This window comes from Pseudomonas ulcerans (assembly GCF_036324125.1).
GTDB classification, from domain to species: Bacteria; Pseudomonadota; Gammaproteobacteria; order Pseudomonadales; family Pseudomonadaceae; genus Aquipseudomonas; species Aquipseudomonas ulcerans.
Genome location: NZ_JAZDQN010000018.1, coordinates 31,826 through 56,682 on the forward strand (window position 1 = coordinate 31,826; position 24,857 = coordinate 56,682).

The 24,857-nt window shown below is 63.9% G+C and carries 21 protein-coding genes and 1 tRNA gene; 13 read left to right on the forward strand and 9 right to left on the reverse strand.

Going from position 1 to position 24,857, the window contains the following annotated elements; genetic code table 11:
- Positions 1-19 precede the first annotated feature (19 nt).
- Together V0R59_RS31975 and V0R59_RS17165 are read left to right on the forward strand one after the other, a co-directional pair.
- Complete coding sequence (locus tag V0R59_RS31975; RefSeq protein ID WP_375547368.1) at positions 20-724, forward strand: methyl-accepting chemotaxis protein; 705 nt, start codon at positions 20-22, stop codon at positions 722-724.
- Positions 725-1,087: 363 nt separating this feature from the next.
- Positions 1,088-2,680, forward strand: a complete 1,593-nt coding sequence (locus V0R59_RS17165; protein WP_330074606.1) for a malate:quinone oxidoreductase — start codon at positions 1,088-1,090, stop codon at positions 2,678-2,680.
- Positions 2,681-2,803: 123 nt separating this feature from the next.
- Here the strand turns inward: V0R59_RS17165 and V0R59_RS17170 are convergent, their stop codons facing one another.
- From V0R59_RS17170 to V0R59_RS17180, 3 genes are all read right to left on the reverse strand, one after another.
- Complete coding sequence (locus V0R59_RS17170; RefSeq protein WP_330074607.1) at positions 2,804-3,166, reverse strand: glycine zipper domain-containing protein; 363 nt, start codon at positions 3,164-3,166, stop codon at positions 2,804-2,806.
- Positions 3,167-3,302: 136 nt separating this feature from the next.
- A tRNA-Pro gene (locus V0R59_RS17175) sits at positions 3,303-3,379 on the reverse strand.
- Between the two features lie 79 nt (positions 3,380-3,458).
- Positions 3,459-3,680, reverse strand: a complete 222-nt coding sequence (locus tag V0R59_RS17180) for a YgdI/YgdR family lipoprotein (protein WP_330074608.1) — start codon at positions 3,678-3,680, stop codon at positions 3,459-3,461.
- A gap of 196 nt (positions 3,681-3,876) precedes the next feature.
- On the opposite strand from V0R59_RS17180, the gene moaB reads away from it, so the two are divergent.
- Complete coding sequence (gene moaB, locus V0R59_RS17185) at positions 3,877-4,416, forward strand: molybdenum cofactor biosynthesis protein B (protein ID WP_330074609.1); 540 nt, start codon at positions 3,877-3,879, stop codon at positions 4,414-4,416.
- Positions 4,417-4,438: 22 nt separating this feature from the next.
- Positions 4,439-5,626: a molybdopterin molybdotransferase MoeA gene (locus V0R59_RS17190; protein ID WP_330074723.1), complete on the forward strand. Its 1,188-nt coding sequence runs from the start codon at positions 4,439-4,441 to the stop codon at positions 5,624-5,626.
- Between the two features lie 62 nt (positions 5,627-5,688).
- Here V0R59_RS17190 and V0R59_RS17195 read toward each other — a convergent pair whose 3' ends face one another.
- Positions 5,689-6,927 carry a glycosyltransferase family 4 protein gene (locus tag V0R59_RS17195; protein ID WP_330074610.1) on the reverse strand — a complete coding sequence of 413 codons (1,239 nt, stop codon included), beginning with the start codon at positions 6,925-6,927 and terminating at the stop codon, positions 5,689-5,691.
- Positions 6,928-7,260: 333 nt separating this feature from the next.
- Between V0R59_RS17195 and yegS the strand changes: the two genes are divergently transcribed.
- Entirely contained in the window at positions 7,261-8,160 is a 900-nt protein-coding gene (gene yegS, locus V0R59_RS17200) for a lipid kinase YegS (RefSeq protein ID WP_330074611.1), read from the forward strand.
- Here yegS and V0R59_RS17205 read toward each other — a convergent pair.
- The 3 genes from V0R59_RS17205 to V0R59_RS17215 form a co-directional block, all read right to left on the reverse strand.
- Complete coding sequence (locus V0R59_RS17205) at positions 8,144-8,797, reverse strand: response regulator transcription factor (protein ID WP_330074612.1); 654 nt, start codon at positions 8,795-8,797, stop codon at positions 8,144-8,146. The genes yegS and V0R59_RS17205 overlap by 17 nt on opposite strands.
- Positions 8,794-9,690, reverse strand: a complete 897-nt coding sequence (locus tag V0R59_RS17210; protein ID WP_375547369.1) for a sensor histidine kinase — start codon at positions 9,688-9,690, stop codon at positions 8,794-8,796. The genes V0R59_RS17205 and V0R59_RS17210 overlap by 4 nt, the downstream gene beginning before the upstream one ends.
- Positions 9,691-10,211: 521 nt before the next feature.
- Entirely contained in the window at positions 10,212-10,640 is a 429-nt protein-coding gene (locus tag V0R59_RS17215; RefSeq protein ID WP_330074613.1) for a hypothetical protein, read from the reverse strand.
- Positions 10,641-11,021: 381 nt separating this feature from the next.
- Between V0R59_RS17215 and V0R59_RS17220 the strand changes: the two genes are divergently transcribed.
- Together V0R59_RS17220 and V0R59_RS17225 are read left to right on the forward strand one after the other, a co-directional pair.
- Complete coding sequence (locus V0R59_RS17220) at positions 11,022-11,957, forward strand: chemotaxis protein CheV (RefSeq protein ID WP_330074614.1); 936 nt, start codon at positions 11,022-11,024, stop codon at positions 11,955-11,957.
- 75 nt (positions 11,958-12,032) lie between these two features.
- A complete protein-coding gene (locus V0R59_RS17225) occupies positions 12,033-12,836 on the forward strand; it encodes an MOSC domain-containing protein (protein ID WP_330074615.1) in 804 nt (267 codons plus the stop codon).
- A 48-nt stretch (positions 12,837-12,884) separates the two neighbouring features.
- Here the strand turns inward: V0R59_RS17225 and V0R59_RS17230 are convergent, their stop codons facing one another.
- Positions 12,885-14,810 carry a transglycosylase SLT domain-containing protein gene (locus V0R59_RS17230; protein ID WP_375547365.1) on the reverse strand — a complete coding sequence of 642 codons (1,926 nt, stop codon included), beginning with the start codon at positions 14,808-14,810 and terminating at the stop codon, positions 12,885-12,887.
- Positions 14,811-15,014: 204 nt separating this feature from the next.
- Between V0R59_RS17230 and V0R59_RS17235 the strand changes: the two genes are divergently transcribed.
- Entirely contained in the window at positions 15,015-16,940 is a 1,926-nt protein-coding gene (locus V0R59_RS17235; RefSeq protein WP_330074616.1) for an ATP-binding cassette domain-containing protein, read from the forward strand.
- Between the two features lie 36 nt (positions 16,941-16,976).
- Here the strand turns inward: V0R59_RS17235 and V0R59_RS17240 are convergent, their stop codons facing one another.
- Positions 16,977-17,420, reverse strand: coding sequence for a universal stress protein (locus V0R59_RS17240; protein WP_330074617.1), 444 nt, complete (start codon positions 17,418-17,420; stop codon positions 16,977-16,979).
- Between the two features lie 110 nt (positions 17,421-17,530).
- Between V0R59_RS17240 and V0R59_RS17245 the strand changes: the two genes are divergently transcribed.
- The 5 genes from V0R59_RS17245 (at position 17,531) to topA (ending at position 24,857) form a co-directional block, all read left to right on the forward strand.
- The gene (locus V0R59_RS17245; protein WP_330074618.1) at positions 17,531-17,968 is read left to right on the forward strand and encodes a hypothetical protein; all 438 of its coding nucleotides are present in this window, start codon (positions 17,531-17,533) and stop codon (positions 17,966-17,968) included.
- A gap of 494 nt (positions 17,969-18,462) precedes the next feature.
- Positions 18,463-20,610, forward strand: a complete 2,148-nt coding sequence (fadB, locus tag V0R59_RS17250; protein ID WP_330074619.1) for a fatty acid oxidation complex subunit alpha FadB — start codon at positions 18,463-18,465, stop codon at positions 20,608-20,610.
- Positions 20,611-20,641: 31 nt separating this feature from the next.
- Entirely contained in the window at positions 20,642-21,817 is a 1,176-nt protein-coding gene (gene fadA, locus V0R59_RS17255; RefSeq protein WP_330074620.1) for an acetyl-CoA C-acyltransferase FadA, read from the forward strand.
- 78 nt (positions 21,818-21,895) lie between these two features.
- Positions 21,896-22,147: a DUF1653 domain-containing protein gene (locus V0R59_RS17260; RefSeq protein WP_330074621.1), complete on the forward strand. Its 252-nt coding sequence runs from the start codon at positions 21,896-21,898 to the stop codon at positions 22,145-22,147.
- Positions 22,148-22,247: 100 nt separating this feature from the next.
- Positions 22,248-24,857: a type I DNA topoisomerase gene (gene topA, locus V0R59_RS17265; protein WP_330074622.1), complete on the forward strand. Its 2,610-nt coding sequence runs from the start codon at positions 22,248-22,250 to the stop codon at positions 24,855-24,857.

The window sequence follows — 24,857 nt, forward strand, 5'->3', positions numbered from 1 at the left end:
GGCCACGGCGATGCACGAGATGTCCGCTACCGCCCAGGAAGTCGCCCGTCATGCGGCCGAAGCCGCCAAGGCGGCGGACGATGCCGACCACAGTGCCCAGGCCGGCGAGCAGGTGATGCAGGCGACCATCGACACCATTTCCCGGGTCAACCGCGAGATCAGCGGCACTGCCGATGTGATTCGCCACCTGGAGCAGGACAGTGCGCGGATCGGCAAGGTGCTGGAAGTGATCCGTGGCATCGCCGAGCAGACCAACCTGCTGGCCCTCAACGCGGCCATCGAGGCGGCGCGGGCAGGGGAAGCCGGGCGTGGTTTCGCCGTGGTGGCGGATGAAGTGCGCAACCTGGCGCAGCGCACTGCCTCGTCGATCGCCGAGATCAACCAGATCATCAGTGCCGTGCAGTCTGGCGCGGTGGAGGCGGTGAAGGCCATCGAGAGCGGTCAGGCACGCTCGGAAGAGGGCGCCGAGCAGGTCCAGCGTGCCGGGCAGATGCTGCATCGCATCACCCTGGCGGTGGAGGCGATCCGCGACATGAACCGGCAGATCGCCACGGCGGCGGAGGAACAGACCAGCGTTGCCGAGGATATCTCGCGCAACCTGATCGAGATCACCCGGATCGCCACCGACAACCAGGACGCGGTGCAGCGTACCGAGCGGGCAGGGCATCGCTTGCATGAGCTGTCTGGGCAGTTGGGTGAAGTGACGGCGCGCTTGAGTGCCTGATTTTTCGGCCAGATCCCGGGGGAAATCCGCCACTTGCCGGTTTACGCGCCGGTATTGATGGCGGAATCCCGCCAGAAAAACCCCGAAATATGGGGTGCGACCATGCGCCTCGCCTATTAGCCATTGGTCTTGGAAAAGTTGGCCCGCTTCATGCTTTAAGGCCGCGCGGGCCAAGTCCCGCTTTAAAGACCACGGGTTGCCAAGGCAGCCACGGCAGAAAGACCGCTCCCCGCATTCGAAGATACCCCAGCCACCGCCAGCGCAAGCCACATGCTCGGCACACGTGTGGGCACAACGACAAGACGAGGGCGTGCACCGGGCGCGGCGGTCAGGCCAATACCTTCACTTCAATTGGATTGAATTATGAAAAAAATCCTTTTGGCGCTCCTGTGCCTGAGCGTCATTGGTTGCTCCAAGCCCAGTGAACCGGAAAAGACCGTCGACGTCCTGCTGATTGGCGGCGGCATCATGAGTGCCAGCCTCGGCACCTACCTGCACGAACTCGAACCGAACTGGTCGATCGGCATCTACGAGCGCATGGACCAGGTCGCCGAAGAAAGCTCCAACGCCTGGAACAACGCCGGTACCGGTCACTCCGCGTTCTGCGAACTGAACTACACCAGCGAAGCCGCCGACGGCTCCATGGACATCAGCAAGGCCGTGGGCATCAACGAGCAGTTCGAGATCTCCAAGCAGTTCTGGTCCTACCAGATCGAGCAGAAGGTGCTGAACAACCCGTCCTCGTTCATCAACAACGTGCCGCACATGAGCTTCGTCTGGGGTGACAAGAACGTCGAGTTCCTGCGCAAGCGCCACGCCGCCCTGCAGCACAGCTCGCTGTTCCGTGGCATGGAGTACTCCGAGGACCACGCGCAGATCGCCCAGTGGGTACCGATCGTGATGGAAGGCCGCGCCGCCGACCAGAAGATCGCCGCAACCCGCATGAACATCGGCACCGACGTCAACTTCGGCGAGATCACCCGCCAGCTGGTGGGCTCGCTGACCAAGAGCGACAAGGTCAGCCTGAACCTGCGCCACGAAGTCCGTGACATCAAGCGCAACGCCGACAACACATGGACCGTGGTGGTCGCCGACCTGGGCAACAAGGGTGTCGAAACCAGCGTCAAGGCCAAGTTCGTGTTCATCGGTGCCGGTGGTGGCGCGCTGAAGCTGCTGCAGAAGTCCGGCATTCCGGAAGCCGAAGGCTATGCCGGCTTCCCGGTGGGTGGCCAGTTCCTGATGACCGACAACCAGGACATCGTCGCCCGCCACAAGGCCAAGCTGTACGGCAAGGCTTCGGTCGGTGCGCCGCCGATGTCGGTTCCGCACCTTGACACCCGCGTCATCGACGGCCGCGAAGTGCTGCTGTTCGGTCCGTTCGCGACCTTCTCCACCAAGTTCCTGAAAAATGGTTCGTTGCTGGACATGTTCGCTGCGCTGAACAGCCACAACATCATGCCGATGACCCACGCCGGCATCGACAACATCGACCTCAGCACCTACCTGATGGGCCAGCTGATGCTCAGCTTCGACGACCGCATGGCGGCGCTGCGCGAGTACTACCCGAACGCGAAGAACGAAGACTGGAAGCTGTTGCAGGCTGGCCAGCGCGTGCAGATCATCAAGAAGGATGCGCAGCATGGCGGCATCCTGCAGTTCGGCACCGAGGTGGTCGCGTCCCAGGACGGCACCATCGCCGCGCTGCTGGGCGCCTCGCCAGGCGCTTCGACCGCCGCGCCGATCATGCTGAGCGTGCTGGAGAAGACCTTCAAGGACCGCATCAAGACCCCTGAGTGGCAGGCCAAGCTCAAGGAAATCGTGCCGACCTATGGTCAGAAGCTGAACAACAACCTGGAACTGACCAACAAGACCCGCGAGTGGACCAGCTCGCGCCTGGGCCTGACCTTTGTTCCGGTGTTGCCGGAAGAGCAGGCTGTGCCGGTGGCGGTTCAGTAAGACGGTGTCATGGGGCAGGGATCTTCCTTGCCCTTCAGGCCCCTATCGCTGCGGTTCGGTGTTCCGACTTGCCAGCGATGAGGCCGGGTCAGTCAACCCAAGGCTGACTGACCCGACCAGCCATCAATGCTTTTTCTTGCCCAGGTGATTGCCCAGGGCACCACCTGCCGCGCCACCCACACCTGCGCCGATCGTCGCGCCGGTGCTGCCGCCCAGCTTGTCACCCAGCAGCGAACCACCTGCCGCACCCAGGCCGCCGCCCAGGGCTGCCTTGGTCTTGTTGCCTTTCTTCGCCGCCACGGCACCGCCTGCCGCACCGCCGACACCGGCACCGATGGCTGCGCCGGTCTTGCCGCCGAGCTGCTGGCCAACCACGTTACCCAGGGCACCGCCCAGGCCGCCGCCCAGTGCTGCGGTGCCGTCGCCGGCAACGGCGCCTTGTGCGAACAGCAGGCTCAGGGTGACGGCGACAATTGTCTTGCGCATGTGAAACGACCTCTAGAAAAAACGCGCCTTCAGGCACGCGAAACGGCATCGCCCGCAGTACAGGCCATGCCAGGAAAAGAACAGGGGAGCGAACACGACAAAGCCCGCGAAAAGCGGGCTTTGTCGTTGAGCGATTTGGTCGGAGAGACAGGATTCGAACCTGCGGCCTTCTCGTCCCGAACGAGACGCGCTACCTGGCTGCGCTACACTCCGATGAAGAAAATTCTACTCAAAAATTTCACTTCGACAAGCCCCCGATTCGGCCTGACCGGGGGCTTTTTTCAGAGCGGTCTTACAGCTCTTTGACGGTGCGGATCTGGTCCTTGTTGACGCGGGTGCGCTTGCCGTCCAGTTGCTGGAATTCGTAGAAGCCCGAATCGTCATCGTATTTCGGGGTATCCACGGCCTGGATTTCGCGCCCGTCGTTGAGGGTGATCACGGTCGGCGTCGAGCAGCCTGCCAGGGCAGCGAGACCGGCAGCGAGGAAGAAAGCGGGAAGGGTCCGTTGAATCATGGGGTAAATCTCCAGTTAAGTGAGGCCGTATAACTTGTTGAGACGCAAACTGTTACCGCAAGTTCCTTGCGAGGTTGAGCGTAGTGCGAGTTCGCCACATTGACCCGGCGCAATGCCTCGCCGGGTTGGCCGCGCAGGGCAACGCTGCCCTGTGATATAACACCCGGCATTCCCTTCGTACAACGGACCCCATGCCATGAAAGCCAAGGCAGACGCGCCTTTCGTGCCGCTCAACATCGCCGTGCTCACGGTCAGTGACACCCGTACCCTGGAAACCGATACCTCCGGCCAGGTCTTCGTCGATCGCCTCACCGAAGCCGGTCATGCCCTGGCTGCCCGGGTGCTGCTCAAGGACGACCTGTACAAGATCCGCGCCCAGGTCGCCACCTGGATCGCCGATGAGGTCGTCCAGGTGGTGCTGATCACCGGTGGCACCGGCTTCACCGGCCGTGACAGCACCCCGGAGGCGGTGTCCTGCCTGCTGGACAAGCAGGTCGACGGTTTCGGCGAGCTGTTCCGGCAGATCTCCGTGGCCGACATCGGCACCTCCACCGTGCAGTCCCGCGCCCTGGCCGGCCTGGCCAACGGCACCCTGGTGGTGTGCCTGCCGGGTTCGACCAACGCGGTGCGCACCGGCTGGGACGGCATCCTCGGCGAGCAACTGGACAACCGTCACCGCCCGTGCAACTTCGTCCCGCACCTGAAGCAGGCTGCGCCCTGCGAAAGCCGTGGCTGACGCAGTGGCGGCCAAGCCGCTGATGCCGGTGGAGGCGGCCCTCGAACGCCTGCTGGCGCTGGCCGAGGCTGCGCCGATCAAGGAGGTCGAAGAGGTCTCCCTGGCCGACGCCGAGGGCCGGGTGCTGGCGGTCGACCTGCATGCCACCCTCGACCTGCCACCGTGGCCGAACAGCGCCATGGACGGCTACGCCTTGCGCGTCGCCGACTGGGCCGGGGAGCCGCTGGTGGTCAGCCAGCGCATCTTCGCCGGCCAGGCGTCCGAGCCCCTGCAGCCGGGCACCTGCGCGCGAATCTTCACCGGCGCGCCGGTCCCGGCAGGGGCCGACTGCGTCGAGATGCAGGAAAACGCCGAAGTCTTCGATGACCAGCGCGTGCGCTTCACCGAGCCTCTGCAGGTTGGCCAGAACATCCGTCCGCAAGGCCAGGAAACCCGGGCTGGCGAGTTGGTGCTGGCGGCGGGCTGCCGTCTCGGCCCGATCGAACTGGGCCTGGCCGCAACCTTGGGCTACGCCCGTGTCCAGGTGGTGCGGCGGGTGCGGGTGGCGGTGCTGTCCACGGGCGACGAGCTGGTGGAACCGGGCCTGCCCCTGGGGCCGGGACAGATCTACAACAGCAATCGCCGCCTGCTGTGCAGCTGGTTGCAGCGTCTGGGTTGCGAGGTGGTGGACGCCGGGATCCTCCCGGATGACCTGGAGCTGACCCGGCAAAGCCTGGGGCGCCTGGGCCATGTCGACCTGATCCTGTCCACTGGCGGCGTGTCCGTGGGCGAGGCTGACTACCTCGGCATCGCCCTGCGCGAACAGGGCGAGCTGGCGCTGTGGAAGCTGGCGATCAAGCCAGGCAAGCCGCTGACCGTGGGTGAGTACAACGGCGTGCCGGTGATCGGCTTGCCGGGCAACCCGGCGTCGACCCTGGTGACCTTCGGCCTGCTGACCCGGCCGTACCTGTTGCGCCGCCAGGGTGTGCAGGCGGTCACGCCGCTGCAGTTCGCCGTACCGGCGGGTTTCGACTGGCCGAAGGCGGGCAACCGCCGGGAATACCTGCGGGCGCGGCTGGAGCAGGGCAGGGCGCTGATCTACCGCAACCAGAGTTCCGGGGTGCTGCGCAGCGCGGCTTGGGCCGAGGGCCTGGTCGAGGTGCTGGAAGGGAGTACGCCGATGCAGGGTGATATCGTGCAGTTCATTCCCCTGAGCGAGCTGCTCGGTTGATCATCCATGGCCACGTCGTGGGTATTGCCCGCGACGTGGCCATGAAGGGCAACCCATCGGGTTCAGGAAAACGGCATCACACCACCTGTCAGGTCTCCCACCACCAAAGGCCGGCTGGCCAAGCGCTGATGCACCCCTTCCAGCTGCGCTGCCGCCACGCTCCAGTCATGCCGCTCCCGCACGAATGCCCGCCCTGCCTGCGCCAACTGGCGCATGCGCTGCGGCTGGCTCAGCAGGCGGGTGATGGTCAACGCCAAGTCATCCGCGCCGTCGCCACCCAGATAATGTTCGCCATGGCGCACCTGCAAACCTGAAACCCCTTGCTGGGTGGTCACCACCGGCAGCCCGGCGGCCATGGCTTCCAGCAATTTCACCTTGCAGCCGCCGCCATGCCGCAATGGCGCGAGGAACAGGGCCGACAGCCGTTGCAGTTCGCGCAGGTCCGGCAGATACCCCACCCATTCCACCCGCGGATCGTTCCAGTGCAGTTTCCAGTGCTCCGGCAAGCCATGCCCGACCACTGCCAGGCGAACCGCCGGATTGTGCTGCCAGACCTGCGGCAGGATTTCTTCCAGTGCCCAGGCGAGCGCCTCCTGGTTGGCCCGGTACTCGAAATTGGCGACGAACAGCAGGCGCTGGCTGTGGGGCGCGAAGTCGATGTGCGCGTAGTGGTCGCAATCGACCCCATTGACCACCACCTGGGTTGGCCGCCCGGTCAGCTGGCTGATCTCTTCGGCGTCGCAGGGGCTGACCGCCACCACCTCGCTGGCCTGCTTCAGCACCCGGGTTTCCCAACGCCGGTAGCGCCAGCCGTCGAAGCTGTTGAATGGCCGCAGCCACAGGGGCAGGCGGTCCTGGCAGGCGGCCCCTCTGGACCATTCGACCTGGTGTTCGCTGACGATGAAGGGCCGGCCGCTGGCCTGAAGCGCCCGTTCGAAGGGCTGGAAGCTGTAGCTGTGCTCGATCTGGATCACGTCCCACTGTTCCTGCAGCAGGTTTTCGAAGTGATGGCGCAGGTGCGGCGCCAGGCCGTTGATGCAGGTGCGCATCGGGTAGCCGGCGGACACCGCCGCGACCATGTTCAGCGGGCTGTGCATGGCGCGACGCGGCAGCACGATCAGGCGCTCCACCAGCGGAGCAAGGGCCTGTCGCGCGGCCTCGCACAGGGGAACCTTGGACTGGGTCAGCAGGGTGATGCGATGACCCCGCTGCGCCATGCCGCGCAACAGGTGGAACTGACGGGTCTTGCTGCCACTGGTGGTGGGCCAGGGGAGATAGGGCAGTGTCCAGAGTACGCGCATGACACTTCCTCGCTTGCCGTGGGGCGTTGGCGGTGAAACAACGGGACGTCCGCAATGCCAGGTGCTGGCTGGCGCCCGGGCGCAGTCGTACGGATCGATACAGCGGACGCGAGCGTCCTTCCCTCCCCAGGGTTATGCCGGAATTTGTCAAGAACTTGACTTCAGGGTTCAGCCTCTCTGGTTTTGCCAATTATTTGTCGAAGCATGGTCGCGCTTGGGCGATCTTTCCACGCCATTCGTAAGATTGCGCAACTTTAATTGCGAGGTGTGCAGCAACTCACTGCCGGCCGTGGTCGAGATAGGGAATCGGAAACTGGCGAGAGGGGAGTCTCGATGGGCGAACGCAAAGCGCTGCTGATCCTGCATGGCAAGCAGGCGATGAACGAGGACGTACGTGATGCCGTAAAGGGCATGCGTGAGCGCGGCTGGCAACTGGACGTGCGCCTGACCTGGGAAGGCGGCGATGCCGAGCGCCTGGTGCAGGAAGCATTGGCGGCGGGCTATCCGCAGTTGATCGCCGGCGGTGGCGACGGCACCTTGCGCGATGTCGTGCATGCCATGGCGACGGCCGACGCCGATGCCAGCCTGGTCTTGTTGCCGCTGGGCACCGCCAATGACTTCGCCCGCGCTGCGGGCATCCCGCTGGAGCCGGCGGCGGCGCTGGCGTTACTGGAGAGCGAGGCGCGTGCGGTCGACCTGGGCGAGGTGGATGGCGAGGTGTTCCTCAACATGGGTACCGGCGGCTTCGGCAGCCAGGTCACCGCGCAGACCTCGGAAGACCTGAAGAAGGTGCTGGGTGCCGCCGCCTACCTGTTCACCGGGCTGTCGCGCTTCAGCGAGTTGAGCGCTGCGTCGGTGAGCTTGCAGGGGCCGGATTTCCACTGGGAAGGCGAGCTGCTTGCGTTGGGCATCGGCAACGGTCGTCAGGCCGGTGGCGGGCATGTGCTGTGCCCGGAGGCGGTGGTCGACGACGGGTTGCTGGACATCAGCATCCTGCCGGCGCCGCAGGAGGTTGTCGGCACCTTGCGCGACCTGCTCGCCGGCGGCCTGGGCCTGGACAGCATGTTCGTCCGCGCGCGCCTGCCGTGGGTGGAGATCAAGGGCTCGCAAGGGCTGGACATCAACCTCGACGGCGAACCGCTGCAAGGCGACAGCCTGCGTTTTCGCGTGTTGCCCGGGGCATTGCGCCTGCACCTGCCGGCGCAGTCGCCGCTGCTCAGTCGTCGAGGCTGATGATCTGCTCGCGCACGGCGAACAGCACCAGGCCGGCCACGTCGTAGATCTGCAGGCGCTTCATGATCTGTGAGCGGTGGGTTTCCACGGTCTTGACGCTGAGGCCGAGGCCGTTGGCGATTTCGCGGGTGGACTTGCCGCGCACGATCAGGCGCAGGATTTCCAGCTGGCGCGCCGTGAGATTGTGCTTCTCCACCGGTTCCGGCTTGTGCCCGCGCAGCAGGGCCTGGTTGATCACCGCGTGGGCGATGGCCGGGCTCAGGTAGCGCTCGTCGTTGCGCAGCGCGGCCAGGGCCTGTTCCAGTTCGGTGGCGGTGGTGTCCTTGAGCAGGTAGCCGTGGGCGCCGCTTTCCAGGGCCTGCATGATCAGTTGCGGGTCGGTGTGCATCGACAGGATCAGCACCTTGCAGTGGCTGCCTTCGGCCTGCAACTGGCTCAGGGCTTCGAGCCCGCCCATGGAGCGCATCGACAGGTCGAGCAGGACGATGTCCGGGTTCAGGTCGTGGGCCAGCTGGACCAGCTGGCTGCCGTCGCAGGCCTCGCCCACCACGTCGTAGCCGGGAATATCGGAAACCAGGGCGCGAACACCGGCGCGGATCAGGGAGTGGTCGTCAACCAGCAGCAATTTACAGGTCATGAAGTCTTACTTGAGTTGGCGCGCTCGCGCGTGCGGGGTGGCCAGGGGAAGAGCGCATCGATCCGCGTGCCCTTGCCGGGTTCGCTGTGGACCGTGAGGCTGCCGTTGAGCAGGTGCGCGCGCTCGGCCATTCCGGCCATGCCGCACTGGCCTTCCTCGCCAGGTTTGGGGGAGGGCAGGAAGCCTTGTCCGTCGTCGCTGATCGACAGCGCCAGGCCCTCGGGCTGGCGCTGGAAACGCACGATCAGGTTGTGCGCCCGGGCGTGGCGCAAGACGTTGGTGACCGCTTCCTGCGTGATACGGAAGGCGGCCATGGCCATGTCTTCCGGGATGCCTTCCAGGCGGCTCTTGCACTCCAGGCTCCAGCGCACCTCGGTGTTTTCCAGGGTGCGCAACAGGTGTGCGCGCAGGCTGGCCTCCAGGCCCAGGCTTTGGAGCTGGCGCGGGGCGAGGCTGGTGGCGAGGTTGCGCACGCCGGACAGGGTGTCGTCGAGGGTGCTGCGCAAGGTCGTGCATTGTTCCTGCAGGGTTTCGGGCAGGCGCCTTTGCAGCCACTCCGCCTGCAGCTTGGCGGCGGTCAGCAACTGGCCGATATCGTCGTGCAGTTCGCGGCTGAGTCGCTGGCGTTCGCCTTCCTGGACCTTGAGCAGGCGATCGGCCAGCTCTTGCGGCGTCATCAGGATGCTGTCCTTGCGCCGCCGCGGCAGCCACAGCCACAGCAGGCCAGACAGGGTCAGCCCCTGCAGCAGCACCACGATCACCGGCAAAGGCCGGGCATCCAGGTAGCAGGCCAACCCGGCCGTCAGCGACGCCAGGCACAGCAACAGCGTGAGCCGATGCAGCAGGGCCATGCCGCGCGGGCAGCGCGTGAAAGTCTTGAGGCTTGAATACACGGGAAATGAAGCCACTGAAAGATCACTTTTCAAAGCCGGTCCGGGGTTGATTGAAAGGCTTTTGCGGACGGCCTTCAACAACTTTTATCTCTGTGTTGCAACGGGCAGCCAGGCACTTCTTCGGTGCGCTGAAAACGCCATGTCCCAGCATTGGCAACAGTCGGAAAACGGCTCGGGCGGCGCATGGTATCACTTCAGATCCAATTGGTCGTCGGGTCTGTCGATGGGCTGCGGAGTCAGGTTTTACGGGGTGGTACGGACGTTCCGACTGGTGCGGATTCTAGCACTTTGCCACTAGCGTTGGCGAACTCGAACTTTCATTGATAAGGCGCATTTGCTGTTTCCGTATTGGTGGAGTTGTGTGGAAAGAGGCTGCTTAGTTGTCGCTTAGTGCGTACGGGAAAACACTGCGATATGTATGCCAGATATGTATTCCGACAGGGCTTAGTTGGACTTTGGTTGTATACGATCGACTGCCCGAGGCCCGTGCCAGAGGGCTCGAACGGGCACTGCGGGAGCGCTCAGACCGGCTGGCTGCAGCGCTGCGTGGCGGCCTGCAAGGCTGTATCCAGGCAGCCGAGCAATTCCTGCTGCTCTTCGACATCCAGGTTCAACGTGCCGTCGCAGGGGTCGACCAGTTCCAATTGCCAAGCCAGCAGGCACAGGCACGCTTCGATGATGGCGAGGGCGGGGCCGTGGAGGTGGTTGCGACGTTCGGCGGGGTCGAGCAGGATGCACAACTGCTCGCAGAAATCGGCGATCTGCGCCAGCTCCTGACCCCGAGCTTTGTCCCTCAGGGAGCCCAGGGTGCCTATCAGGCAATCACTGGCATCGGCATCCTCGCCGATCAGCTGGAAATGCTGCAGGCATTCCTGGGCCCGGTTCAGCAGGGTATGGGCATCACCCAGGAAATCCTGCAAGGCGTTCACATCCGGTGAATCGATCAGCATCGGGCCGCTCCCAGCGAACACGCGCGCAAAGCGCGGGCGCCAGCGGACGAACGGTCAGGAACGGAGGCTGGCCACAGCTTGGTAATCGCGAACAAAGGCCTGACTCCATTCATGCATTGAGAATGGCGTCACATTAATGGCTAAAGGATAGCGCGAATATCAGGTCCAACCCGATTGTTGATAAGGGTTTCCCTTATGGGGTTTTTCGGGTGGTACCCCGTTGCGGGGTCGGGTGCGGAAAGGTGGTGAGTCAAGTAAAGCATGATGCTAAAGTGACATCAATGCCCCGGATGGCTTTTTCTTGCAGGGGTCAAGCTGTGCCTTACGTGGCCGATATAAGGCCGATGCTTTTTACCTTTTGCAACAAGCCTGGGGGATTCAATGGCTGGCATTCTCGACACGGTAGACCAAAGAACGCAGCTGGTAGGCGAAAACCGCCTGGAAATCCTCATGTTCCGCCTGGCCGGCCGGCAGTTGTTCGCGATCAACGTCTTCAAGGTGCAGGAAGTCCTGCAACTGCCGAAGCTGACCCTGATGCCGCAGCGCCACAGCTTCGTCTGCGGCGTGGTCAACCTGCGCGGGCAGACCCTGCCGGTGATCGACCTGTCCCAGGCGATCGGCATGCGTCCGCTGGAACCGGGGCCGAACAGTACCATCATCGTCACCGAGTACAACCGCTCGGTGCAGGCATTCCTGGTGGGCGGCGTCGACCGTATCGTCAACATGAACTGGGAAGCCATCATGCCGCCGCCGACCAGCGCCGGCCGCCAGCACTACCTGACCGCCATCAGCAAGGTCGATGAGCAACTGGTGGAGATCATCGATGTAGAGAAGGTCCTGGCGGAAATCGTTCCCTACAACGCCAAGGTTTCCCGGGACAAGCTCGACGATCCGATCCTGCGCCGTGCCCAGGGTCGCGAAGTCCTGCTGGTGGACGACTCTACCGTGGCCCTGGCGCAACTGCGCGAGACCCTGTCGCAACTGGGGGTCAAGCTGCACGTGGCCAGCGATGGCCTGAAGGCGCTGCGCATGCTCAAGGGCTGGGCCGATTCGGGCGTGGATGTGTGCGAGAAGCTGCTGATGGTCTTTACCGATGCGGAGATGCCGGAGATGGACGGCTACCGCCTGACCACCGAGATCCGCAGTGATGCCCGCCTGCGCGGCCTGTACGTGGTGCTGCACACCTCGCTGTCGGGCAGTTTCAACGAGTCGATGGTGAAGAAGGTCGGTTGCGACAACTTCCTCTCCAAGTTCCAGCCGGACCGCCTGGTCGACGTGGTGCGCCAGCGCCTGGAGCTGGACGAAGCCACTGCCTGACGTGCGCCCGTTCGCCCGGCAGCGTTTGCCGGGCAACGGGTGTAAGCTGCTCTCTTTTGCCAGGGAGCCTGCCGTATGCGTCTGAGTGCGCTTTATCGTTACCCGCTCAAATCGGCGCAGGGCGAAGCCTTGCAACGCTCGCCGTCGGGCCTCCTGGGGCTGGATGGCGATCGCCGCTGGATGCTGGTGGATGCCGGCAACAACCGCTTCCTGACCCAGCGCGCTTTCCCGCAGATGAGCCAGCTTTCGGCGTTGTATGCCGCAGATGGCGGCTTGTCGCTCAACGCTCCCGGCCTGCCGACCTTGCATGTACCCGTTCCTGATCCCGATGACGCCCTGCGCGGCGTGACCATCTGGCGCGACACCCTGCGCGTGCCGGACGCCGGCGATGCGGCGGCACAGTGGCTGAGCAGCTTCATGGGTCGCGAGGTGCGCCTGGTGCATGTACCGCAAGCGCGGACCCGCTACCTGCCTTCGGGCTATGGCGAGAACAGCGACCGGGTGGCGTTCGCCGACGGCTTCCCGCTGCTGCTGATTGGTCAGGCCTCGCTGGATGACCTGGCGCAGAAGGTCGGGCGACCGATGGAGATGATGCGCTTTCGGCCGAACCTGGTGATCGAGGGCGCCGAGGCGTTTGCCGAGGACGGCTGGAAGCGCATCCGCATCGGCCAGCAGACCTTCCGCGTGGTCAAGCCGTGCGGGCGCTGCATCCTCACCACCATCGACCCGGCCACCGGCGAGCGCAGCCCGGACCGCGAGCCATTCGCGACGCTGATGAACTATCGGCAGAAGGAGGGGGAGGCGATGTTCGGGCAGAACCTGGTGGCGGATGGGGAAAGCGTGTTGGAAGTAGGGATGGGGGTCGAGGTGCTGGAGTAGGTCTCAAGGGCCTCATCGCTGGTGTTGCCAGCGATGAGGCCATCCCTGTCACTGATCGTCGAAATACCGCTCGTGCCAATCCACCAGGGGCTGTGGTGAGTTGAGCTTCTGCCCGTAGATCACCGCATACGACAGCACGTTCTGTACATACTGGCGGGTTTCGTCGAACGGGATCGATTCGACCCAGACATCGAAACTCAGGTGATCCGCCCCGCGCAGCCACTGCCTGACCCGCCCGGGACCGGCGTTGTACGCCGCTGAGGCCAGCACGCGGTTGCCGTTGAACTGCCCGTGCACCTGGCTCAGGTAGGCCGCGCCGAGCTGGATGTTCTTGTCCGGGTCCAGTACCTGGCTGGGCGAGGCCAGCGGAATGCTGAACTTGCGCGCGGTTTCCTTGGCCGTCCCCGGCATCAGCTGCATCAGGCCACTGGCGCCGACGCTGGAACGGGCATCGTCCATGAACGCGCTTTCCTGGCGGGTAATGGCGAACACCCAGCTCGAATGCAGGCCGCGCACCTTGGCTTCGCGCACCAGGGTGTCGCGGTGGGCCATCGGGAAGCGGATGTCCAGGTCATCCCAGTATTGCGCCTGGCTGATGGTGCGGATCGCCGGGAAGTACCAGCGCAGGTCGTAGGCGATGCGTGCCTGGGCGACCATCTCGTCGCGGTTGAAGTGGCGGCTGACGTGGTACCACTCGCGACGCCCGTCGACGATCTGCCCGCGGGCATGGAATTCCAGGGCGCGGCGGATGCCCGGCGTGTTGCGCACCTTGTTCATCAGTTGCTGGCTGATCACCAGTGGCTTGTTGTTGAGTTGGTACGGGGTCTGCGCGCGGTCGGCGGCGAGGAAACCGTAGAAGTCGCGCTCGCGGGCGACGTTCTTGTACAGCAGCGGGATCTGCGGGTTCTGCGGTTGCGCCAGCTCCAGGCTGCGGGCCTGCCAGTAGCGCCAGCGGTTGGTGGTGGCGAGGTCTTGCGGCAGGCGCTTGCTCAGGTCGTAGGCTTCTTCCCAGCGACCCAGGCGCAGGAGCAGGCGCATGCGCCATTCGCTGACGGTGTTGTCGCGCAGTTGCGGGTCGTAGCGGGTCATCAGGTCCAGCGCCCGCGGGTCGTAGCGACGCGCCAGGGTCAGGCCGATCTCACGGGCGATGGCGACCTTCTCGTCGGCCGAGAAGTGCATGCGGTTGGCGTAGTCGTCGAGCAGGGCCATGGCCCGGTCCGGGTCCTGGCGGGCAAGGCGGCGCAGGCCGAGGCTGACCACGTCGGACATGGCCTCGTTGACCGGGGTGAAGCGCGAGGGCTGGTTGAGCAGTTCGGGCTTCTGTGCCACGTCCACCAGCAGGCGACCTTCATTGCCGAGGGTCGCCAGGGTCTTCACCAGGCTGTTGGCCAGCGCGTAGTTGCGCGCCTGGGCCGCCAGCTTGGTGCGCAGCCAGCGCTTCTGCTCGGTCAGTTGGCCTTCCGCGGCCCAGCGGTCGAACAGCGCGTCGCAGGCCGCCGGTTGCGACTTGCCTACCGACCACAGCTTGTCGGCGGTGGCGTAGCCTTCGGCACGCAGGTTGTGGCTCAGCTGGTACTGGCCGTTGAGGCAATCCAGCTCGGTGAAATTCAGCTTGGGATCGTAGTACTTGACGAAGGGCTGCCAGTCGCCGCGCTCGGCCAGCCAGCGCAACCAGCGCAGTTTCATCCAGTTGGCCTGGGGCAGGTCGCCGTTCTTGGCCAGGAAGGCTTCGATCTCGGCGTTGCTCGCGGTCTTCAGGCGGGCGGTCAGCTCGTCGTAGGCGAGGTAGGGTTCCAGCGGGTAGTCCTGCAGGGCCGCGGCATAGCGCTGGTACGGGCCCTTGTCGCCCTTGGCCAGGGCGCGCTTGGCTTCGTCGTACATCTGGCGTTGTTGGGCGAGATCGGCGGCCTGCGCGAGGCCGGCCACGGAGGCCGAGAGCAGCAGGCAGGAAACGAGGTTGAGCAGGCGGCGCATGATACTTCCAGACAGTTGACCAAAACGAGTGTCGGCGTCGCCAGCACTGTGGGTTCACGAGCCTAAGCTTAGCCGTTTGCCCGCAGCCGATGAAAGCATTGTGCTTGTATCCGGACGTAATGCCGCGCCGTCTGGCAGATGGCATGCGGGCTGTGTCCTCCGAGCAAGTCGGGTAGAATGCGCGCCCGCTTTCTGGAGAAGATCATGAGCCTGCTCAAATTCAGCGATGTCTGCCTCGCCTTCGGCGCCATGCCCCTGTTGGACAAGGTGTCCTGGCAGATCGCCCGTGGTGAGCGGGTCTGCATCATCGGCCGCAACGGTACCGGCAAGTCGAGCATGCTGCGCCTGGTCAAGGGCGACCAGAAACCTGACGACGGCGAGATCTGGCGTGCCCCTGGCCTGAAGATCGGCGAACTGCCGCAGGAATTGCCGGTGGCCGACGACCGTACCGTGTTCGACGTGGTCGCCGAGGGCCTGCAAGGGGTCGGCAGCCTGCTCGCCGAATACCATCACCTGAGCCAGAACATCCACAGCGATGCCGACCTGGAAAAGCTCATGCACGTCCAGCAGGACCTCGAGGCTCGTGATGGCTGGCGCCTGCAGCAACTGGTGGACAGCACCCTGAGCCGCCTGCAGCTGCCGGCCGACAAGACCCTCGCCGAGCTTTCCGGTGGCTGGCGCCGCCGTGTACTGCTGGCCCAGGCGCTGGTGTCCGAGCCTGACCTGCTGCTGCTCGACGAGCCGACCAACCACCTGGATATCGGTGCCATCGCCTGGCTGGAAGACGCGCTGAGCAGCTTCAATGGCGCGGTCCTGTTCATCACTCACGATCGTTCCTTCCTGCAGAACCTGGCCACCCGCATCCTTGAACTGGACCGCGGCGGCCTGATCGACTGGAACGGCGACTACGCCAGCTTCCTCGTGCACAAGGAAGCGGAACTGGCGGCGGAAGAAACCGCCAACGCGCTGTTCGACAAGCGCCTGGCCCAGGAAGAGGTGTGGATCCGCCAGGGCATCAAGGCCCGGCGTACCCGTAACGAAGGCCGTGTGCGTGCCCTCAAGGCCCTGCGCGTCGAGCGCAGCGAACGCCGCGAGCGCCAGGGCAAGGCGAACATCCAGATCGAAGCGGCGGAAAAATCCGGCAAGCAGGTGATGGTCCTCGAGAACGTCAGCTTCGCCCATCCTGGTGGCCCGACCCTGGTCAAGGATTTCTCCATGGTCCTGCAGCGCGAGGACCGCATCGGCCTGCTCGGCGCCAACGGTACCGGCAAGACCACCCTGCTCAAGCTGATGCTCGGCGACCTGCAGCCGAGCAGCGGCAAGGTCGAGTCCGGCACCCGCCTGGAAGTGGCCTATTTCGACCAGTTGCGCAACCAGCTTGAGCTGGAAAAGACCGTGATCGACAACCTCGCCGAAGGCCGCGACTTCATCGAGATCGACGGCCAGAGCCGCCACGTGCTGAGCTACCTCGGCGACTTCCTGTTCAGCCCGCAGCGTGCGCGTACGCCGGTCAAGGCGCTGTCCGGGGGCGAGCGCGCGCGGCTGCTGCTGGCCAAGCTGTTCAGCAAGCCGGCCAACCTGCTGGTGCTCGACGAACCGACCAACGACCTCGACGTGGAAACCCTGGAGCTGCTGGAGGAAGTGCTGTCCGGCTACAAGGGCACCGTGCTGATGGTCAGCCACGACCGGGCCTTCCTCGACAACGTGGTGACCAGCACCCTGGTCTTCGAAGGCGAGGGGCGCGTGCGTGAGTATGTCGGTGGTTACCAGGACTGGATCCGCCAGGGTGGTTCGCCGCGCCTGCTGGGTGTCAGCGAGAGCAAGTCGGGCAAGTCCGAGCTGAACAGTGCGGTGGTGGCTGCTCCGGTCGTCGAGCCTGTGGCCGCGCCAGCTGCCGCTGCACCGGATGCGAAGAAGAAGCTCAGCTACAAGCTGCAGCGCGAACTGGAAGCCCTGCCGGGGCAGATCGAGGCACTGGAAGGGAAGATGGCTGCGGTGCAGCAGGAAATCTCCGACCCGGGCTTCTATCAGAAGCCGATCGGGCACACCAGCAAGGTGCTAGCTGACCTGGAGAAGATGCAGGCCGAGCTGGACGGACTGGTGGAGCGCTGGGCAGAACTGGACGGCTGAAACAAGAAGGGGCCGCATGGCGGCCCCTTTCACAGGTTACTCAGGTTTCTTCTGCAGCCGCACCGCCAGGACATCGCACGGTGCGCCGTGCAGCACATCATTGGCAGTGGAGCCCAGCAGCAGCGCCAGGCCATGGCGGCCATGGCTGCCGACCACGATCAGGTCGCAGCGCTGGTCCTTGGCCAGCTGGTGGATTTCCTGGCGTGGCTGGCCGTAGGTCAGGTGCGAATCGCCGCGATTGATCTCCGGGTACTTGTTGAACAGGCGATCCATGCGTTCCTTGGCCTGGTCGAACTGCTGCTGTTGCAGTTGCGACAGGTCCATCGGCACATCGCCGCCAAAGGCCATGGCCATCGGTTCGACGATATGCACCAGTGACACCTTGGCGTTGCCTGGTCCCGCCAGCTCGCGGGCGCGCTTGATCACCGGATCGCATTCCTCGGTCAGGTCGACGGCAACCAGAATGTGTTCGTAGGGCATGAGAGGTTCTCCTGACAATCGCAGTAAGTGAAGTATGGTCCGTTTCAGGCTGATCGCATCCGGCTGCGGCTAACCAGCTCATTGGTAAAGTCTTGATAGGAATAACAGATATGACGGTCTGGGTAGTAGTGTCAATCCTCGCGCTGATCCTCAGCCCCCTGGCCTGGCTGTTGCCATCGCGGCGCATGAGCGGGCGGATGGCCGTGCGCCTGGAGGCCCGGCGCATGGGCCTGGCCATGCAACTGGCGCCGCAGACCTGGCCGCACTGGCTGCCGGAAGAGCCGCCGGCCACCTGTGCGCAATACCACCAGGCGCGGCGCAAGGGCAGCAGCGATAGCTGGTGTTACTGGCAGACTGCGCCGGGCCTGTGGCTCAACCAGTGGCGCGAGCCCTGTGAGGACGAGCGGCTGCTGGAACAGTTGAAACGCTTGCCGCCCAGCGTCTACAAGGCGGAAGCCGGGACGCAGATGATCGCCCTGTGCTGGGGCGAGCGTGAGGGCGCTGCTGTATTGCAGGATGTTGCCCAGGTCCTCAAGACCCTGGCATGAAAAAAGCCCGCCGGTTTCCCGGGCGGGCTGCAATGCACTGAACGCACTGAAAAAAAGGCCAAGCAGGCCGGTGAAGTTTTCAGTTGCTGGCAGTGTAGAGCGCAAACGTTTTTTCCGCGCGTCAAATCCCCTTCTTTTTTCTCCTTCACGATGTTTAACGGTTGGATCCTTTTCCCGGCCGTGACGTCTATCGCTTACGTGAATGATGGTCGATCACCATCATCGTGGATTGCTCAAAAGCCGAGCAGAACTGACCGGAAAGTCGCATTCCTCCAGCCCTTTGGGGGGTTTGACAAAGGCATTCTTTTCGGTGAATGTGTGCACACCCCAGTCAAACGGGCGTATGAATTGAGCGTTTGTATGTCAGAAAGCTCATACAGAATCCCGACCTATCGCGCTGAAGGGTATGTCTGCAGCGAAGCGGCGGCGGTTGCCGGCCAGCGCTACAGCGATCAGCGTGTACAGTTCAGCTTCCATATCGTGGAGATCAGTTGATGATTTACGAAGGTAAAGCCATCACGGTTAAGGCTCTTGAAAGCGGCATCGTCGAACTGAAGTTCGACCTCAAGGGTGAGTCCGTCAACAAATTCAACCGTCTTACCCTGAACGAACTGCGTCAGGCGGTGGACACCATCAAGGCCGACGCTTCGATCAAGGGCGTGATTGTCAGCAGTGGCAAGGACGTCTTCATCGTCGGCGCGGACATCACCGAGTTTGTCGACAACTTCAAGCTGCCCGAGGCCGAACTGGTCGCCGGCAACCTGGAAGCCAACCGCATTTTCAGTGACTTCGAAGACCTCGAAGTGCCGACCGTCGTCGCCATCAACGGCATCGCCCTGGGTGGCGGCCTGGAGATGTGCCTGGCGGCCGACTTCCGCGTGATGTCCGCCAGTGCCAAGATCGGCCTGCCGGAAGTCAAGCTGGGCATCTACCCGGGCTTTGGCGGCACCGTGCGCCTGCCGCGCCTGATCGGTGCCGACAACGCCATCGAGTGGATCGCTTCCGGCAAGGAAAACCGTGCCGAAGACGCCCTCAAGGTCGGTGCCGTCGACGCTGTGGTCGCCCCTGAGAAACTGCAGGAAGCTGCCCTGGACCTGGTCAAGCGCGCCATCAGCGGCGAGTTCGATCACAAGGCCAAGCGCCAGCCGAAACTGGAAAAGCTCAAGCTGAACGCCATCGAGCAGATGATGGCCTTCGAAACCGCCAAGGGCTTCGTTGCCGGCCAGGCCGGTCCGAACTACCCGGCCCCGGTCGAAGCGATCAAGACCATCCAGAAAGCCGCCAACTTCGCCCGTGACAAGGCCCTCGACGTCGAGGCCGCCGGCTTCGCCAAGCTGGCCAAGACCTCGGTTGCGGAAAGCCTGATCGGCCTGTTCCTCAATGACCAGGAACTGAAGCGCAAAGCCAAGGCCCATGACGAGATCGCCCACGACGTGAAGCAGGCCGCCGTGCTCGGCGCCGGCATCATGGGTGGTGGCATCGCCTACCAGTCGGCGGTCAAGGGCACCCCGATCCTGATGAAGGATATCCGCGAGGAAGCCATCCAGCTCGGCCTGAACGAGGCCTCCAAGCTGCTCGGCAAGCGCGTCGAGAAAGGTCGCCTGACCCCGGCGAAGATGGCCGAAGCGCTGAACGCGATTCGTCCGACCCTGTCCTACGGCGATTTTGCCAACGTCGACATCGTCGTCGAAGCCGTGGTCGAGAACCCGAAGGTCAAGCAGGCCGTTCTGGCTGAAGTGGAAGGCCAGGTCAAGGAAGATGCGATCCTCGCCTCGAACACCTCGACCATCTCCATCAACCTGCTGGCCAAGGCCCTGAAGCGTCCGGAAAACTTCGTCGGCATGCACTTCTTCAACCCGGTGCACATGATGCCGCTGGTGGAAGTGATCCGTGGCGAGAAGTCCAGCGAAGTGGCGGTCGCCACCACCGTTGCCTACGCCAAGAAAATGGGCAAGAACCCGATCGTGGTCAACGACTGCCCGGGCTTCCTGGTCAACCGTGTGCTGTTCCCGTACTTCGGCGGCTTCGCCAAGCTGGTCAGCGCCGGCGTCGACTTCGTCCGTATCGACAAGGTCATGGAGAAGTTCGGCTGGCCGATGGGCCCGGCCTACCTGATGGACGTGGTCGGCATCGACACCGGCCACCACGGTCGCGACGTCATGGCCGAGGGCTTCCCGGACCGCATGAAGGATGACCGTCGTTCCGCCGTCGACGCCTTGTACGAGGCCAACCGCCTTGGCCAGAAGAACGGCAAGGGCTTCTACGCCTACGAGACCGACAAGCGCGGCAAGCCGAAGAAAGTCGCCGACGCCTCGGTGCTGGAAGTGCTCAAGCCGATCGTCTTCGAACAACGCGAGGTGAGCGACGAGGACATCATCAACTGGATGATGGTCCCGCTGTGCCTGGAAACCGTGCGCTGCCTGGAAGACGGCATCGTCGAGACCGCAGCCGAGGCCGACATGGGCCTGGTCTACGGCATCGGTTTCCCTCCCTTCCGTGGTGGCGCGCTGCGCTACATCGACTCGATCGGTGTGGCCGAATTCGTCGCCCTGGCAGACAAGTACGCCGATCTGGGCCCGCTGTACCACCCCACCGCCAAGCTGCGCGAGATGGCCAAGAACGGCCAGCGCTTCTTCGGTTAAGCGCCCAACGGTATAGAGCGAGAGTAAATATATGAGCCTGAATCCAAGAGACGTGGTGATTGTCGACTTCGGTCGCACGCCGATGGGCCGCTCCAAGGGTGGCATGCACCGCAATACCCGTGCCGAAGACATGTCCGCGCACCTGATCAGCAAGGTGCTGGAGCGCAACAGCAAGATCGACCCGGCGGAAGTCGAGGACGTGATCTGGGGCTGCGTCAACCAGACCCTGGAGCAGGGCTGGAACATCGCGCGCATGGCGTCGCTGATGACCCAGATCCCGCACACCGCTGCCGGCCAGACCGTCAGCCGCCTGTGCGGCTCGTCGATGAGCGCGCTGCACACCGCCGCCCAGGCGATCATGACCGGCAACGGCGACGTCTTCGTCGTCGGTGGCGTCGAGCACATGGGCCACGTCAGCATGATGCACGGCGTCGATCCGAACCCGCACATGTCCCTGTACGCCGCCAAGGCCTCGGGCATGATGGGCCTGACCGCCGAGATGCTTGGCAAGATGCACGGCATCAGCCGCGAACAGCAGGACCTGTTCGGCCTGCGCTCCCACCAGCTGGCCCACAAGGCCACCGTGGAAGGCAAGTTCAAGGACGAGATCATCCCGATGCAGGGCTATGACGAGAACGGCTTCCTCAAGGTCTTCGACTACGATGAAACCATCCGTCCGGATACCACCCTGGAAAGCCTGGCCGCGTTGAAGCCTGCCTTCAACCCGAAAGGCGGCACCGTGACCGCGGGTACCTCCTCGCAGATCACCGACGGCGCCTCGTGCATGATCGTCATGTCGGCCCAGCGTGCCCAGGACCTGGGCATCCAGCCGCTGGCGGTGATCCGCTCCATGGCGGTGGCCGGTGTCGACCCGGCGATCATGGGCTACGGCCCGGTGCCGGCAACTCAGAAAGCGCTCAAGCGCGCGGGTCTGAGCATTGCCGACATCGACTTCTTCGAGCTCAACGAAGCCTTCGCTGCACAGGCCCTGCCAGTGCTGAAGGATCTGAAAGTGCTCGACAAGATGGATGAGAAGGTTAACCTTCACGGCGGTGCCATCGCCCTGGGTCACCCGTTCGGATGCTCGGGCGCGCGGATCTCCGGTACGCTGCTCAACGTCATGAAGCAGAACGGCGGTACCCTGGGCGTGTCGACCATGTGCGTCGGCCTCGGCCAGGGCATCACCACGGTCTTCGAGCGCGTCTGATCGCGTGGGTTGACCAAACCGGGGCCTGGTGCCCCGGTTTTTGTTTTTTCGGATTTTTTCTCAAGAGGGGTGGGCGGCATGCAGATACAGCCAGGCGTATACCGGCACTACAAGGGGCCTGAGTACCGTGTCTTCGGCGTGGCGAGGCATTCCGAGAGCGAGGAGTGGGTGGTGTTCTACCAGGCCCTGTACGGCGAATTCGGCCTCTGGGTGCGACCGTTGTCGATGTTCCTGGAGTCGGTTGAAGTTGACGGGGAGCAGGTGCCACGCTTTGCTTTGGTGGAGGCCGAGGCGACGCTGTTTTCGCGTCCCAGTGGCGCAGGCGGCTGAACTCCCGCGCTTGACCTCATTCTATAGCCACTATATATAGCGGTGCCGCGTCAGGTACCTGCCGTGTTTTTATTTTCGATATTCAGGAATTTTCCGATCCATGGGCAAATCGCTGGTCATTGTGGAATCCCCGGCTAAGGCCAAGACCATCAACAAGTACCTGGGCAGCCAGTACGTGGTGAAGTCGAGTATCGGCCATATCCGAGACCTGCCCACCAGCGGTTCGGCCAGCGCCAGCAAGGAGCCTGCGGCCAAGCGCGGCAAGACCGCCGGTGAAGCCCCGGCACTGTCGCCCAAGGAAAAGGCACGCAAGCAACTGGTCGCACGCATGGGCGTCGATCCGGATCATGGCTGGAAGGCCAAGTACGAGATTCTCCCGGGCAAGGAGAAGGTCATCGACGAATTGCGTCGCCTGGCCAAGGATGCCGACACCATCTATCTCGCAACCGACTTGGACCGCGAAGGGGAGGCCATCGCCTGGCACCTGCGGGAAGCCATCGGTGGTGACGACAGCCGCTACAAGCGCGTGGTGTTCAACGAAATCACCAAGAAGGCCATCCAGGATGCCTTCTCCCAGCCAGGCGACCTCGATATCGATCGGGTCAATGCGCAGCAAGCCCGGCGCTTCCTCGACCGCGTGGTCGGCTACATGGTCTCTCCGCTGCTCTGGTCGAAGATCGCCCGTGGCCTGTCGGCCGGGCGGGTGCAGTCGGTGGCGGTGAAGCTGGTGGTCGAGCGCGAGCGCGAGATCCGTGCCTTCATCCCCGAAGAATACTGGGAAGTCCACGCCGACCTGGGCACCGCCAAGGACGCCAAGGTGCGCTTCGAAGTGGCCCGCGAGAACGGCGAGGCCTTCAAGCCGCTGAACGAAGCCCAGGCCATGGCGGCGCTGGAGAAGCTCAAGGCGTCCAGCTACAGCGTGGCCAAGCGTGAAGACCGTCCGACCAGCTCCAAGCCGTCGGCGCCGTTCATCACTTCGACCCTGCAGCAGGCGGCGAGCAACCGTCTCGGTTTCGGCGTGAAGAAGACCATGATGATGGCGCAACGGCTCTACGAAGCCGGCTACATCACCTACATGCGTACCGACTCCACCAACCTCTCGACCGACGCGCTGGACATGGCGCGGGCCTACATCGAGAAGGAGTTCGGCAAGAAGTACCTGCCCGACGCGCCGATCGTCTACGGCAGCAAGGAAGGCGCCCAGGAGGCGCACGAAGCGATCCGTCCGTCCGACGTCAATACCCATCCGAGCAAGCTGAGCGGCATGGAACGTGACGCCGAGCGCCTGTACGAGCTGATCTGGCGCCAGTTCCTGGCCTGCCAGATGCCGCCGGCGCAATACCTGTCGACCACCGTCAGCGTCGCCGCCGGCGACTTCGAGCTGCGCGCCAAGGGCCGTATCCTCAAGTTCGACGGTTACACACGGGTGCTGCCGCAGCAGAGCAAGCCGGGCGAGGATGACGTCCTGCCGGAAATCAACCAGGGCGAAGTGCTCAAGCTGATCCAGCTCGATCCGAGCCAGCACTTCACCAAGCCGCCAGCGCGCTACTCCGAAGCCAGCCTGGTCAAGGAAATGGAAAAACGCGGCATCGGGCGTCCATCGACCTACGCAGCGATCATTTCCACCATCCAGGACCGCGGCTACGTGACCCTGCACAACCGCCGCTTCTACTCCGAGAAGATGGGCGACATCGTCACCGAGCGCCTGTCCGAGAGCTTCTCCAACCTGATGGACTACGGCTTCACCGCCGGCATGGAAGAGAACCTCGACGACGTGGCCCAGGGCGAGCGTGACTGGAAGAACGTGCTGGACGAGTTCTATGGCGATTTCAGCAAGAAGCTGCAGGCTGCCGAGTCCAGTGAAGACGGCATGCGTGCCAATCAGCCGACCCCGACCGACATTCCATGCAAGGAATGCGGCCGGCACATGATGATCCGTACCGCCTCTACCGGCGTGTTCCTCGGTTGCTCGGGCTACAGCCTGCCACCGAAGGAGCGCTGCAAGGCTACGGTCAACCTGGTGCCGGGCGACGAGATCGCCGCGGACGACGAGGGTGAGTCCGAGTCCCGCGTGCTGCGTGGCAAGCACCGCTGCCCGATCTGCGCGACGGCGATGGATGCCTACCTGCTGGACGAGAAGCACAAGCTGCATATCTGCGGCAACAACCCGGATTGCGCGGGCTACGAGATCGAGGAAGGCAATTACCGGATCAAGGGCTACGAAGGTCCGAGCCTGGAGTGCGACAAGTGCGGCAGCGAGATGCAGCTCAAGACTGGCCGTTTCGGCAAGTTCTTCGGTTGCACCAACCCCGAATGCAAGAATACCCGCAAGCTGCTCAAGAGCGGCGAGGCGGCGCCACCGAAGATGGACAAGGTGGACATGCCGGAGCTCAAGTGCGAGAAGGTCAACGACACCTATGTGCTGCGTGATGGTGCCTCGGGCCTGTTCCTGGCCGCCAGTCAGTTCCCGAAGAACCGCGAGACCCGCGCGCCGCTGGTGCTGGAGATCATCCCGCACAAGCACGAGATCGATCCGAAGTACCACTTCCTCTGCGATGCGCCGCAGAAAGACCCGGAAGGCCGTCCGGCGGTGATCCGCTACAGCCGCAAGACCAAGGAGCAGTACGTGCAGACCGAGGTCGACGGCAAGCCGACGGGCTGGAAGGCGTTCTACGACGGCAAGGCGTGGAAGGTCGAAGACAAGAGCTGA

Bases quoted from the DNA above. Each gene is read 5' to 3' on its own strand.
- V0R59_RS31975 (WP_375547368.1), top strand. From the start codon at position 20: ATGTCCGCTACCGCCCAGGAAGTCGCCCGTCATGCGGCCGAAGCCGCC.
- V0R59_RS17165 (WP_330074606.1), top strand. From the start codon at position 1,088: ATGAAAAAAATCCTTTTGGCGCTCCTGTGCCTGAGCGTCATTGGTTGC.
- V0R59_RS17170 (WP_330074607.1), bottom strand. From the start codon at position 3,166: ATGCGCAAGACAATTGTCGCCGTCACCCTGAGCCTGCTGTTCGCACAA.
- V0R59_RS17180 (WP_330074608.1), bottom strand. From the start codon at position 3,680: ATGATTCAACGGACCCTTCCCGCTTTCTTCCTCGCTGCCGGTCTCGCT.
- moaB (WP_330074609.1), top strand. From the start codon at position 3,877: ATGAAAGCCAAGGCAGACGCGCCTTTCGTGCCGCTCAACATCGCCGTG.
- V0R59_RS17190 (WP_330074723.1), top strand. From the start codon at position 4,439: ATGCCGGTGGAGGCGGCCCTCGAACGCCTGCTGGCGCTGGCCGAGGCT.
- V0R59_RS17195 (WP_330074610.1), bottom strand. From the start codon at position 6,927: ATGCGCGTACTCTGGACACTGCCCTATCTCCCCTGGCCCACCACCAGT.
- yegS (WP_330074611.1), top strand. From the start codon at position 7,261: ATGGGCGAACGCAAAGCGCTGCTGATCCTGCATGGCAAGCAGGCGATG.
- V0R59_RS17205 (WP_330074612.1), bottom strand. From the start codon at position 8,797: ATGACCTGTAAATTGCTGCTGGTTGACGACCACTCCCTGATCCGCGCC.
- V0R59_RS17215 (WP_330074613.1), bottom strand. From the start codon at position 10,640: ATGCTGATCGATTCACCGGATGTGAACGCCTTGCAGGATTTCCTGGGT.
- V0R59_RS17220 (WP_330074614.1), top strand. From the start codon at position 11,022: ATGGCTGGCATTCTCGACACGGTAGACCAAAGAACGCAGCTGGTAGGC.
- V0R59_RS17225 (WP_330074615.1), top strand. From the start codon at position 12,033: ATGCGTCTGAGTGCGCTTTATCGTTACCCGCTCAAATCGGCGCAGGGC.
- V0R59_RS17230 (WP_375547365.1), bottom strand. From the start codon at position 14,810: ATGCGCCGCCTGCTCAACCTCGTTTCCTGCCTGCTGCTCTCGGCCTCC.
- V0R59_RS17235 (WP_330074616.1), top strand. From the start codon at position 15,015: ATGAGCCTGCTCAAATTCAGCGATGTCTGCCTCGCCTTCGGCGCCATG.
- V0R59_RS17240 (WP_330074617.1), bottom strand. From the start codon at position 17,420: ATGCCCTACGAACACATTCTGGTTGCCGTCGACCTGACCGAGGAATGC.
- V0R59_RS17245 (WP_330074618.1), top strand. From the start codon at position 17,531: ATGACGGTCTGGGTAGTAGTGTCAATCCTCGCGCTGATCCTCAGCCCC.
- fadB (WP_330074619.1), top strand. From the start codon at position 18,463: ATGATTTACGAAGGTAAAGCCATCACGGTTAAGGCTCTTGAAAGCGGC.
- fadA (WP_330074620.1), top strand. From the start codon at position 20,642: ATGAGCCTGAATCCAAGAGACGTGGTGATTGTCGACTTCGGTCGCACG.
- V0R59_RS17260 (WP_330074621.1), top strand. From the start codon at position 21,896: ATGCAGATACAGCCAGGCGTATACCGGCACTACAAGGGGCCTGAGTAC.
- topA (WP_330074622.1), top strand. From the start codon at position 22,248: ATGGGCAAATCGCTGGTCATTGTGGAATCCCCGGCTAAGGCCAAGACC.